This window comes from Rhodothermales bacterium, assembly GCA_034439735.1.
Taxonomy (GTDB): domain Bacteria; phylum Bacteroidota; class Rhodothermia; order Rhodothermales; family JAHQVL01; genus JAWKNW01.
Genome location: JAWXAX010000302.1, coordinates 80,246 through 91,764 on the forward strand (window position 1 = coordinate 80,246; position 11,519 = coordinate 91,764).

The 11,519-nt window shown below is 62.9% G+C and carries 11 protein-coding genes; 9 read left to right on the forward strand and 2 right to left on the reverse strand.

Annotated elements, in window-relative coordinates; all coding sequences use genetic code 11:
- The first annotated feature begins 15 nt into the window (after positions 1-15).
- From SH809_21230 to SH809_21260, 7 genes are read left to right on the forward strand one after another with little or no spacing between them, the layout of a single operon-like run.
- Positions 16-1,806 carry a hypothetical protein gene (locus SH809_21230; protein ID MDZ4702246.1) on the forward strand — a complete coding sequence of 597 codons (1,791 nt, stop codon included), beginning with the start codon at positions 16-18 and terminating at the stop codon, positions 1,804-1,806.
- Positions 1,807-1,832: 26 nt separating this feature from the next.
- On the forward strand, positions 1,833-3,455 hold the full coding sequence (locus SH809_21235; GenBank protein MDZ4702247.1) for a MotA/TolQ/ExbB proton channel family protein: 1,623 nt from the start codon (positions 1,833-1,835) through the stop codon (positions 3,453-3,455).
- 34 nt (positions 3,456-3,489) lie between these two features.
- On the forward strand, positions 3,490-3,888 hold the full coding sequence (locus SH809_21240; protein ID MDZ4702248.1) for a biopolymer transporter ExbD: 399 nt from the start codon (positions 3,490-3,492) through the stop codon (positions 3,886-3,888).
- 17 nt (positions 3,889-3,905) lie between these two features.
- Entirely contained in the window at positions 3,906-4,337 is a 432-nt protein-coding gene (locus SH809_21245; GenBank protein ID MDZ4702249.1) for a biopolymer transporter ExbD, read from the forward strand.
- Positions 4,334-5,386 (forward strand): hypothetical protein, encoded by a 1,053-nt coding sequence (locus SH809_21250; GenBank protein MDZ4702250.1) that lies wholly within the window; start codon positions 4,334-4,336, stop codon positions 5,384-5,386. Before SH809_21245 ends, SH809_21250 begins: the two co-directional genes overlap by 4 nt.
- Positions 5,387-5,442: 56 nt before the next feature.
- Complete coding sequence (locus SH809_21255; GenBank protein MDZ4702251.1) at positions 5,443-6,939, forward strand: hypothetical protein; 1,497 nt, start codon at positions 5,443-5,445, stop codon at positions 6,937-6,939.
- A 56-nt stretch (positions 6,940-6,995) separates the two neighbouring features.
- Positions 6,996-7,775 (forward strand): hypothetical protein, encoded by a 780-nt coding sequence (locus SH809_21260; protein MDZ4702252.1) that lies wholly within the window; start codon positions 6,996-6,998, stop codon positions 7,773-7,775.
- Positions 7,776-7,902: 127 nt separating this feature from the next.
- Here the strand turns inward: SH809_21260 and SH809_21265 are convergent, their stop codons facing one another.
- The gene (locus SH809_21265) at positions 7,903-8,307 is read right to left on the reverse strand and encodes a hypothetical protein (protein MDZ4702253.1); all 405 of its coding nucleotides are present in this window, start codon (positions 8,305-8,307) and stop codon (positions 7,903-7,905) included.
- Positions 8,308-8,651: 344 nt separating this feature from the next.
- Between SH809_21265 and SH809_21270 the strand changes: the two genes are divergently transcribed.
- Together SH809_21270 and SH809_21275 are read left to right on the forward strand one after the other, a co-directional pair.
- Positions 8,652-9,305 carry a hypothetical protein gene (locus tag SH809_21270; GenBank protein ID MDZ4702254.1) on the forward strand — a complete coding sequence of 218 codons (654 nt, stop codon included), beginning with the start codon at positions 8,652-8,654 and terminating at the stop codon, positions 9,303-9,305.
- 76 nt (positions 9,306-9,381) lie between these two features.
- Complete coding sequence (locus SH809_21275) at positions 9,382-10,128, forward strand: DUF6503 family protein (GenBank protein MDZ4702255.1); 747 nt, start codon at positions 9,382-9,384, stop codon at positions 10,126-10,128.
- Positions 10,129-10,203: 75 nt separating this feature from the next.
- Here SH809_21275 and SH809_21280 read toward each other — a convergent pair whose 3' ends face one another.
- Positions 10,204-11,451: a peptidoglycan DD-metalloendopeptidase family protein gene (locus tag SH809_21280; protein MDZ4702256.1), complete on the reverse strand. Its 1,248-nt coding sequence runs from the start codon at positions 11,449-11,451 to the stop codon at positions 10,204-10,206.
- Positions 11,452-11,519 lie beyond the last annotated feature (68 nt).

Below are 11,519 nucleotides of genomic sequence, written 5' to 3' on the forward strand. Positions count from 1 at the left end.
CCGATGGATAGCCGCATGAGACCTCAACGCGTGACCCTGCGCCGGCTGCTGGCCGCGGCCGGCCTGGTACTTTTTTACTGGTCCGGGGGGACTCCCGCCCGAGCGCAACAGCCCCTGATGGGGCCGTCGCTGAGCATGGAAGATCCGATGGCGGTGTTCGCTAATCCCGCCATCCTGTCGTTTCAGCGCGCGCGCCTTGCGCTGGGCGCCAAGGCCTATCACCTCGGCGTGAGCGAGGCCGGCGGCGTGCCGCTGCGCCAGGGGGCGTTTGTGCTCTCGACGCCGTTTTTGCTCTCGGACCGCTTCGGCGCCGGCGCCCTGGTGCAGTACTTCGACAGCCCCATTTTCCAGCGGACCTCCATCGGCCTGGGCGTTTCGGCTCGGGTGCTCCGCTTTGTGTCGGTCGGCGTCCAACTCGCCGCCTTCAACCTGTCGTACGACGCGGCGAATTTCATCGAGTTCGATCCGGCCGACCCCGTGTTCGCCGGCGGCTATAGCCGCACCGTGATCAACGCCTCGCTGGGCGCGTACGCCCAGCCGTTGCCGGCGCTGAGCCTGTCTCTGGGCGTGCGTAATGCGAACAGTCCCGATCTATCGCTGGTGGGCGACGGGGTCCTGTTATCGCCCGAGCCGTTTATCGGGGCCGGTTATGCCGTCGGGCCCGTGCGGGCGCTGCTCGAGCTGGTCGGCACCCCGTACGGCGCCGAAACGCGGTGGAGCGTCGAAGCCGTGTCGTTGGCCGGCTCGTACCTCCGGTTCAGCAGCAACACGGCCTTCGACCAGGCGCGGGTGGAGGGGCTGCTGCATGTCGGCGGCCCGATCAGCGTCAGTTATGGCTACGAACTACCGTTCGGAGCCCTCGGCGGCGCCACGAACGGATCCCATACCGTGAGTGTAGTCTATGAGTTCGGCCGCACGCCCGATCTGCCCGACCCGATCGTACCGCCTGCCTTCCTGTATACCACCGAGTTGCCGGCGCTCGACCCCGTCCTGAGGCCAAGGGTCTATACCAGTGCGACAAGCGACTACCTCCGCTATTACGAGCAGATCATCGTTCGGCAGATCGACAGCGACGTGCCTGATGAGGCGTTGCGGCAGCTCACCGAGGCCGATCTCGGCGCGCTCGATAGCGTGCTCGTGGCGCGTCCGCCGGCTTATGCACCGGCGCCGATCTACGACCCGAACGAACGGGTGGTGATGACCGGATCGTATTCGTCTCAGTATGAAGCTTCATTGCGGGAAGCCGGACGCGTTGTGGGACGTGACGAAACACAGACCATACGGGTGACGGCGCCATCGGGCGACGTGCTGCGCGCCACGGGAATCCGTAACCGGCTTGTGGCACAGGGAATTCCCGAGAACCGCATCGAACTGTCCCCGGCGCCGGCGGATTCGATGCTCGAGCCGGCAACACAGGAGAGCTTTTTGCCAGAGGCTTACATGCTCCGACTCGAACCCGCCGAGACCGTGCTGTATTTCCTCGGCGCCAATCAGGATAGTGCCGCCGTGGACTGGGAAGTGCGGGTCGAAGACGCCGACGGACGGGTCGTCAGGTCCTTCTCTGGCGCCGGCGCCGTGCCGGACCAGCTGATGTGGGATTGGATGGACGAGACTGGAGCCGTGATCGCGCCGGGCGTCTACCAGTACCGGATGAGTTGGACCGACCGGCAGGGCGAGCGCCACGTGTCGAACCGGCGCACGCTGTATGTCCAAAAATTCCTGAGAAAAACGACCGTCCGCGTCACCCGCGACCCCGAGGCGCTGCGGCGGGAGGCCGACCGCATTGAACTACGTATTCAACACTAGTATCAAACACGAGCATCGTGAGATCCATGAACCGACTACTGCGCATTTTCCTGGTGATTGTTGCCGCCGGCGTGCTGGAGGCGCCGGGCGGCGTCGGCCAAACGGCCCTCGCGGCCGGCGTGATGCCTCAATCCGTACCCGAGGGGACGGCGGAAGGGTTTACGATGAGCAACATGTGGACCCTCACCGAGCAGGCCGGGCCGCTGCGCTGGCCGATCTTTGGCGTATTCATCATCGGCATGTTTCTCGTTTGCCTGAAGTGGTTCGAGTTGATGTCCGACCGTCGGGAGTCTCGCACGCTGGAGCACATCGACTTTCGCCTGATGGGGTTGCCGCAGATCATCAAGACGATCTCCGGCCAGAAGGACAGCATGCTGGCCCGCCTGCAGGCGACGATGCTCAACGTCTTCCAGTCGCAGCAGTCGCAGGCCGATCTGCACGACGAGATCGCAAACTACATCCGGTATCAGCAGGATCGGTTCGACACGTTCAAGCGGCGGGTGGATTTTATGTCCGACACCGCCGGCGCCCTCGGTCTGCTCGGCACCGTCTGGGGCATCTTTACGGTGTTCTCCCAGGGGTTGTTGGACGATCAGGTCATCCTCACCGGCATGGGCTTCGCGCTCATCACAACGTTGATGGGCCTCGTCGTGAGTATCATCCTGAACCTGAGCTCCACGGAGGTGTTCGGCTTTTTCAACCGCCGGCTGGAACGGATCGGCGGCAAGTCGGACGAACTGCGCTTCCGTCTCATGGAGCTCGCCCTCCCGCAACAGAAAGGCGGCGGGGATACGCATCTGGACATCGACACCATGCTCACCGAGACCCTGGCACCGGTGGTGTCGGTCTCGGGCAGCCCGGTCGTCAAAACCGAATCCATGCGGCCGGCCCCCGAAGGTAAACCCATCGCCCATGTAGAGGCCGTGTTGCAGGATCGTTTTTCGAACAGCCTGTACGGCGACTCGGGCACCTCGGCACTTCGGAAGTCGATCCAGTCGGCGACCGTCGACGTCACCCGGGCGCCGTACGCGCTTCGTGTGCTGAACGCGCCCAAGGAAGAGGCGGCGGGGCGGACGGTGAAGCATGTCGTACTGCAACTCGTGGATGAAGCCGATGGCCCCGTGGCCGGCCGCAAGGTCGTGGTGACGGTCGACAAAGGGGAGAGCAGCCTAAACGGGGGCGAGCCCGAGGTGTCGGCCACGACGGACGAACGCGGGGAAATCCGGTTTGATTGGAATCTACCTCAACGCGCCGGCCTGCAGACATTTACCGCCAGCGTGCCTGGCGCCGAGGCGCCGGGGCTGTCGATCAAACACACCATGATGGCGCGCCCCGGTCTGCCACGCAAACTCAAACAGTTTGGCAACAATCAGGGAGGCCCCGCCGGCGAAAAGCTACCGAAGCCGCTCAAGGTGCTGGTGCTGGATGAGTTCGAGAACCCGATCTCCGATTGGCCCGTCGTGTATGTCGTGGAACTGGGCGATGGCTCGTTCGACAATGGGAAGCAGGAGATCAAAGCGAAGACAGACAAACGCGGTGAGATCGGCATCACGTTTCGCGTGGGCACCGAGCCCGGTTTCAACACCGTGAAGGTGACGGTCGATGGCGTCGGGCGGGACCTGAAGTTCCAGGCCATGTCCATGTCGTGAGCCGGCCCTCCCCACACACCAACTGAGCGATGGAATGACGAATTCCGGTTTCATCATGCGATTCGTCGATGTGGTGCTGATCATGTTGTTCGGCTTCATCACCATATCGAACCTGCAAGATTCCGAAGTCGCGCTCCCCGAAAGCGGCGAGACCGACTTGCACCCCATGGATACCGAGGAAGTCGAGTTTATCGGCATCCTGCCGGACGGCACGTTTCTAATCGAGGACGAGCAGACGCTCATCAGCAGCGTCGAGGCGCTGCGCGGGTTTCTGGCCCAGCGCCGGGCCGCGGCTGGCGTCGCGTCGCTAAAGATCCGCATCCGCAGCAGCTGGGACGCTCCGGTGCATTATGCGCTCGATGTGGCGGCGCTGTGCGACGAACTGGGCCTCCAGAAATCGATCGAAGTCGAACTCAACCTCAACGGCGTCTAACGACTCCACGAAGCAGGATGCAACGCAAAGGATATATCATTCGCTTCATCGACATCGGGCTGATCATCCTGTTCGGGTTTTTGATGATCAGCGACCTGACCGTGATCTCGCAGATCCAGCTTCCGGGAAGCGAGCAGGATCGTCCCGCGGATCCACCAGACGACAACACACGGATGATTGGCGTCGTAATCGAAGAATCGGGTCTGTACCGGATTCGCGAAATGGCCACCGATGTGCCGTTATTTGTAAATGTCGAGCAGATCGCGGATCTCGAAGTCCTCGTTCGCCGGCTCGTCGAGGAGCACGAGGCGGTGGGGGGGGCGATCGAAGTCGTGATCGAGCCGCATCCGAATGCCGTCATGCAGCGGCTGGTGGATGTGCACGACCTCTGCGAACGGCTCGGCGTCAAAAAGAACATCAACACCGCGATCGGGCGGGGCGGGCCATGATATTACCGGAACCCAGAGGCGACACGGCCGGCCGACGCGGCCGCGCCTTGCTGACCACGGTCGTGTTTAGCGGGGTCTGTTATGGCCTGCTCGTGGCTGCCTCGTATTCCATCGATAAGCCCACGCGAGAACTCTTCCGCGAGGTGGATTTTGCGCTGTTCGCGCCGCCGGCGCCCGTGCTCGCGCCTGAGCCGGCCGCTTCCGAGAGTGAAGCGCCCGAGACGGCGCCCCGCGAGACGACCCGCGAGCCAAATGCCTCGGCGGTGAGCGCGCTGGATCAGCTGGATCTGAGCGCCTTCTTGCCGCAGGAGCTGGACTTGCCGGTGGAGGATGCGCCGGAGGCGACGCGCTCGCGCCAGCCCTCGGCCGGCGCCGCCGGCGTCGAAACCGCCGACGCCCTCTCCGGCATCGGCGACCTCAGCGCGCTCGATGGGCTCAATACCGCCCAGCCCACCGGCAGCCGCGGACGCGCCGGCGCCGGTAGGACCGCGGACATCGCGCTGGCCTCGGGCGCTGGAGGAGAAGGGGGGACCCGCCTCGGCGAACAGGTCGGCGGGGACACCCGCGTGGTGGGGGGGCAGCAGGCCCGGCAGGTGACCGGTTTACAGCAGGGGCCGGCGGTCGAGCGGATCTCATTGGATGCACTCGGCGACGCATATTCGAACCTCGAGGTCCGCGAACTCATCGATTGGATGAAAAAAAATCCGGCCGAATTGCCGATTGGCATTCGTCAACTCGTGCGTCACCGCCCCTCGTTCCTGTCTTCCGTCGCTTCGTTTTCCATCGATGGGAAGGCCTACGAGCTCTACCTGATGTGCAAGGAAAGCCTCTATGAGGTACACATCGTGCTGGTGGAGCAGGAGGAGGCCACCTACCTCGTCGACCGTAGCTTCCAGAAACTCAGCACCTATCTCCGGGAGGGCGGGGTGCGCCGCGACGGGCGCGATATTGTCGCCGTCAACTCCCGGCGCGATGCCGCCTCGAGCGAACACTCGCGTGAATTTTATGGTCTCTTTCTCTCCTGGTGGGAGCAGGCGCGCACGGAATAGCGGCTTCGCCGTGTTTCGAGCGTCTTACTTTTGGTATGCCATCTGACCCCGTACGTATGATAACCCTTTCTCGTATCGTCCTCGTCGCCAGCCTGCTGCTGGCCGGCTGTTCGGGCTCCCGGAACGCGACGCGGCCCACCGGCCCGCCGCCCACGGCGGAGGTGCTCGTCATTCCCGCCGGCGTCGACAGCACCGTCGCTGCCTACGCCGACTCGCTCAGCAAGGCTTCGTTTGTCTCGATCCCGGATCAGGAGCAGGCGAGTGGCGCCCGCGAGGAGGCGGTGACGTGGACGGCCTTCAGCGATACCCTCTGGGAATACCTCGAGCTTGCCGGCGACAGCGCCGGCCGGGTGGATGCTCCCGCCGCCGACGCCGCGTTGCGCGCCGCCAACCAGGCGGCAGGCCCGCTGAACGAGTTGATCCAGCTATCCCGTGCCGGCGACCTCGATACCGAGCAGGGGCTCCGCCGGCAGGGCGTGTTGTTGGATCAGGCGCAACAGGCCCTCGAGGCGTCGATCCGGCTCAACCCGTTCGACGAACAAACCCAGAGCGTCCTGGCCCGGGTGTATACGGCCCAGGCGCAACGCCTCGGTCGCGAGGATGCGTATGATGCCTCCATACAGGTCCTGGAAAAGCTGACGCGTCTGCGCCCCGATCAGCACAGCCTGTTCCTTGCCCTCGCCAACAACTACTACCAGACGCGCCAGTGGGGGCCGGCGCTCCAGCACTACGAACGCGCCGAGTATGTCTACCTTGCCACGTACGACCTCGTGCCGGATCCGGCCGAGGCGGCGCTGGACTCCATGTTGCTCTTCCAGTACGTCACCCGCCAGGCCGACGTCCACGTCTGGCGTTACGACGCGCCGGCGGCGCTCGCCGCGTACGAACGCGCCCTCGCGCTCGCCAGCATCCCCGAGGACGTCGATTTCGTCCGTGGCGAAATGCAGTGGATCGGGTGGGATAATGGCAACATCGCCGCCAGCTTTGCGCGTGATTCGCTCGTCATGATCGAGCAGGAGGGCCAGCTTGTCGAGGCCGAGCGCGGGTTCAGCCGGCTCCTGGGAGAACTTGCGACCCAGCCGGCGCGCGACGAAACCGAGTGGCGGCTGGCGGCCGTCCAGTATAAAAACGGGAATGGGGACGAGGCGGCCAACCGGCTCTTGGGCCTCGTGCAGCGGACCCGCGTCGATGCCGCCGGCGTGCCGGTGGATACGCTTTCTACCCGGTATTTCGACACCTTCGGGACGATCTGCTTCAACCAGGCCATGATTTATCTGGGAGAAAAACGGGATAACCGGACGGCCCTCAAGTACCTCGAGCAGGCGGCGTCGATCCCCTGGCAGGACCGGCCGCGCGCGTACCTCGAGAGTGCGAAGCTGCTACGGAGCAACGTCGCCGAGGCCAAACGCCGGGCCGAGAGGGCGCTGGAGGAGGTCGAACGGCTCTCCGGCGAGGACCAGAAAGCCCTCTACGGCCTGCTGGCCACCTTCCATCGCACCGAAGGGAATTTCGCCGAGGCCCGGAAGTACCTCGAACTCTACCGCGCGATGTGATCAGGCGCGGTCAGGCCGCGCACGCACCCTTTTTGTCGACGAATCGAGCCACCGACATGACGACGTCCATCCAACCCTTTGCCATTACCGCGATTCTGGCGGGCGCCATGCTGGCGGCTGCGACGCCGGCGTTGGGCCAGGCGCGGCTCGATTTTAGCCAGGTCACGCGGCCCGTCGTTGAAGTCCAGGATCCCCAACTCGTCGCCTTCCTCCTCGATGCGCTCATCATCCTTACCGAAGGCGAGACGACTTCCCTTGAAGTGATCGACATCACTCGGAACGGCTTCGGCCCGGACGACGTGGTCGTCGTCCACCCCTCCATGGAAACACACAAGCTGCCGCCCGTCCTCCCGTTAGATGTGCAGGACCTCATGAACGGATGGGAGCTCGAGGCCAACACCCAGTACGACGGCGCCAACGACCGCGCATCCGTCTATGACCCGGAGCGAGACCCCGAACTTCGCACAAGCCGGCAGAAGGCCGAACGCGCCGTGTTGTACGACCTCCTCCGCTCGCTCGAACGCAACTACCGCGACGCGCCCCTGAGCATCCTGTTCGAGCGCAACGAGGAGGCGTTTACGTTTCAGATGTGGGACTACAACGAGGACGCCCTCGCTTACACTCCGCCGCCTCCGGCCCAGCCGGACACCGTCAACGCCTACGATATGCTGTTCGTCCTCCGCCAGGATTCCCTCATCATCGCGGACACCGTACTCTACGACCTATTTTATCTCCAGAAAACCGTCGAAGAGATCATCTGGATGCCCGATATCCCCGAAAACCGCACCGGCCCGACAGCTGCACGGTTTGTCGATTCGCCGTTTCGCCGGCAGTGAGGGGGATCCGTGTCACGTTGCGCGTTTTTGCGTTGAACGTTTTGTGTGTTGGTACGCGCTATCTGGCTGTAGAGCGTGATTCCAGGATGCAACACATAACGCGCAACGGATCAACGCGTAACGTTGGTTACTTCGGCAGCCCGAACATATCCTCGATCGCGTTCCGGACCATCGGGTCGTAGCTGACGCGGTGGATCAGGATGATGCTACCCTGGTGGTACACCTCGTAGAGCGCGAGCGTCTCCGCAACGTTGGACTCCTTTTTGGCCTGCTCTTCGTCCCGGAAGAAATACACATCGACGATGTCCCGCTCGTTTAGCAGCAGCCGCTCGCCAAAAGTGGACGTGATGGTCGTCTCAGAAACCGGACCCTCTTCACGCGCCGTGATGCCCTGCATCGAGAGCTGCTGCATGAAGTCCGACAGATGAAGGCGAGATGGGTTCTGCCCCGTTTGTTTGAAGCTGGCGCAACCGTTCATGATCAGTAGCGCGATGAACGAGGCGGCAAGCGTAACCAATGAGCGATGTCGCATGGAGCAGAGGAGATGAGTGGATGAACTCGTTGCGCCGGCCCTACCGATAAACTGGACCCAACGGTAGGATACGATTTTCTCCGATGAACTCATATCTTACCAGACAAACCACGGCCGGCGGGGTTGCCGAACGCCATTTAAGTAATGTCGCTGAATAGCCGATCCCCTATGCATCCAGGCCGCGCTCGGCGATTTGGCGCCTGAAGTTCGATCGGCGGCCTGTCAGCAGGAAATCTCGGGGCAGAAGTTTTTCCTCTTTCTGGAGATATTTTGCCCCGCGATGATACTGTATGATGAGAAAATGATGAGCGTTTAAAGTTTCTCGTTAGCCATCCGAATCCACCATGGTCCACGCTAAAAAGCTCTTTCTACTCGGCGGTCCGCCGGTCGCCGGGAAATCCTATCTCATGGACAAAATCCACGCGGGGGGACTCCCCGGCATCGTCAAGGCGCTAAATCTCGGCGACCCGGAGCAGCTTGTGTATGCCCGCGCCGCCACCTTGAAAGATATCGCCGAGCCGGTGGTCGAGCGGCTCGTCCTGCATTATGACTTCCTGGGGCCGTTCGTAAACGGCAAGCAAGAATACTTTGCGCAGGATGCGCTGGGTCTCATCGCGGACTCGGACGAGGTGGTGTTTGTCACCCTGTGGGTGCCGCAGCCCGTGCTTTCGAAGCGAATCCACGAACGACGCGTGCGCGAGACCATCGCCTTCATGCCGAAGCTGGCGCTCGGTAAGGAGGGATTCTCGCAACAGATCCACAAGCTGAAACGGTTCAAGATGATCCAGGATCTGTACGATAGTCCGGAGCGTCTCGGTCTGCAGTACGCCAAATGGTTGACCTTCTGCGCCCAGTACCCGGGCCGGCCGCATCATGTACTCGTCAACATGAAAAATGAAGAGACGTTGTTGCCGATCGAAACGTGGAATGAGATCCAGAAAGATTACAAACACGTCATCCGGTCACACCGCCCCATGGCGACCAGCCTTGTGATGTGATTTCATGTTCACGTCTCGGTCTCGTGGCGTATCATGAGGGCATGGTTTGGCCTTCTTCCTCGTTATAAAGACACCCATGAACGTGTCCCACGCTGCTGCCTGGCTTCTCTTCCTCTGCCTCGCGCCGGGATCGGGGGCTGCCCAGCCGACGGCCTCGACCGATGTGGTGGCCCGTAGCCTGGCGCTACACGATCCAGGCGGCGTATGGTACCAGCGTGCCCATCGGCTCCAGCTCCGAGAAACCCGGCCGGAGGCCGAAGACCGATTGACGGAGGTCGTCCTCGACTATCCTGCCGGTCTGTTTGTCATGACCACCGTACGCGAGGGCCGGCGGATAGAAATGCGCCTGCAGGACGAAGGGGGATGTGTTGCCACGCTGGACGGCTCGACGGAAATCGCGGAAGTCGACCGGAAGAAGTACCGGTTGGATTGCGAGGGTGTCGCCTGGTGGCGCGGGTATCAGGAATACTTGTACGGGCTACCGATGAAAATTCGAGACGCCGGCGCCACGCTCGAAGCCGAGGCCAAAACCGCCACCTTCAATGGCCGCGAGGCCCTCTCCGTCCGCGTCACCTACGACCCGACCGTCGGCGGGGACGTCTGGTATTTCTATTTCGACCCCACCACGTTCGCGCTCGTCGGCGCCCGATTCTACCACGACGAGGCCAAAAACGACGGGGAGTACCTGTATTTTGAGGAGCAAATCTCGGCCGGCGGCATCACGCTGCCGCGAGTCCGCGCGTGGTACTACAACAGCGACGATCGGTATCTGGCCAAAGATATCATCGAATCGTACGAGCAGGTGCCATCAGGCCAGAATTGACCCCGGCACGCCCGTAGAGACGCTCCTGTGAAGCGTCTCCTTCCCGAAAACCGATCGCCAGTTTGTGTCGTGGCCCTACGGGAGCAATGGGGCGAGATCAGCCTTCATCTTCTCGAACTCCGGCCGTAGCGAATCGGGCAGGGGTTCGGCCGTGTCGGGCAACTCTTCGCGGAGCGGATCGACCTGGGTGCCGTTGCGCCAGAACCGGTAACACAGGTGCGGCCCCGTGGCGAGCCCCGTGCTGCCGACGAACCCGATCACGTCGCCCTGCTTGACGAAGGCGCCGGCCTTCACACCGTCCGCGATGCCGGAGAGATGCAGGTAGCCGGTGGTGTAGGTGCTGTTGTGTTTGATCTTGACGTAGCGGCCGTTGTTTTTTGTGTACGCCGCTTCTTCGACGACCCCATCGGCCGTGGCGCGTACGGGCGTGCCGACCGGCGCGGCGTAGTCGGTGCCGAGGTGCGCCCGGTACAGCTTCAGCACCGGATGGAACCGGTTGCCGGAATAGCGGGAGCTGATGCGGGAGTAGGAGAGCGGTGCGCGGAGAAACGGCCGGCGCAGGCCGTTGCCGTCTGCATCGTAATAATCCACCCGGCCCTCGTGTTCGAAGCGGTAAGCGGTATACGTCCGGCCCTGGTGCACGAAGCGCGCGGCCAGCACCTTATCCACACCGATCGACTCACCCTCGATATACTGCTCTTCGTACACCGCGGCGAAGGAGTCGCCCCGCATGATCCGGTAGAAGTCCACCTGCCAGGCAAACACATCGGACAACGCGACGGCGAGTTGTGGGTCCTTGTCCTGGTTCTGTAGCGTCACATACAGCGACCCGTCGATCGCTCCGCCGGCCTGTTGGCGGCGAACGCTCACCTCGCGGTGGCCCTCGAGGATGCGGAGACTGTCGGAAAGGTCGAGGACGACAAAGTCGATCGCGTTCTTCGCGTATACGAAATAGCGAGGCGCTTTGGGGGCGTCGGGCGCAAAGTAGAACCGATAGGCATTGCCGGCGCGCATGCGCCGGTCGTCGAGCATGGGCCGGGAGGTTTCGGCGATCGTGTGGATGCGATTAGAAGCGACGCCGTGCCGGGTGAGGAGGTCGGAGAACGTCTCGTTGCGCTGGACCCTGCCATCCGTTATCGCAAAAGCCCCTTCGCGCATGCCGAACGCGTCGAACATGAGCGGCAGGCCGGCGGAGGTGAACGGTATGGGCGGCGCGCCCGTGGTCCCGATCGAGGCGGTCGATCGCGGATAAAACAGGAAGAGGCAGACAAATAACAGGTAGGTGCCCAGGAGGGCGAGCACAGAACGTCGTCGGTGGGGCATGCGAAAGTGCCTGATAGCGCCTGTAGGGGGATTACACGGCGTTGGAGGGAGTTTCGTTGACGGGGCGG

Coding starts and splice junctions, on each gene's coding strand:
- SH809_21255 (MDZ4702251.1), top strand. CDS start 5,443: ATGATAACCCTTTCTCGTATCGTCCTCGTCGCCAGCCTGCTGCTGGCC.
- SH809_21245 (MDZ4702249.1), top strand. CDS start 3,906: ATGCAACGCAAAGGATATATCATTCGCTTCATCGACATCGGGCTGATC.
- SH809_21260 (MDZ4702252.1), top strand. CDS start 6,996: ATGACGACGTCCATCCAACCCTTTGCCATTACCGCGATTCTGGCGGGC.
- SH809_21230 (MDZ4702246.1), top strand. CDS start 16: ATGAGACCTCAACGCGTGACCCTGCGCCGGCTGCTGGCCGCGGCCGGC.
- SH809_21265 (MDZ4702253.1), bottom strand. CDS start 8,307: ATGCGACATCGCTCATTGGTTACGCTTGCCGCCTCGTTCATCGCGCTA.
- SH809_21270 (MDZ4702254.1), top strand. CDS start 8,652: ATGGTCCACGCTAAAAAGCTCTTTCTACTCGGCGGTCCGCCGGTCGCC.
- SH809_21235 (MDZ4702247.1), top strand. CDS start 1,833: ATGAACCGACTACTGCGCATTTTCCTGGTGATTGTTGCCGCCGGCGTG.
- SH809_21240 (MDZ4702248.1), top strand. CDS start 3,490: ATGACGAATTCCGGTTTCATCATGCGATTCGTCGATGTGGTGCTGATC.
- SH809_21250 (MDZ4702250.1), top strand. CDS start 4,334: ATGATATTACCGGAACCCAGAGGCGACACGGCCGGCCGACGCGGCCGC.
- SH809_21280 (MDZ4702256.1), bottom strand. CDS start 11,451: ATGCCCCACCGACGACGTTCTGTGCTCGCCCTCCTGGGCACCTACCTG.
- SH809_21275 (MDZ4702255.1), top strand. CDS start 9,382: ATGAACGTGTCCCACGCTGCTGCCTGGCTTCTCTTCCTCTGCCTCGCG.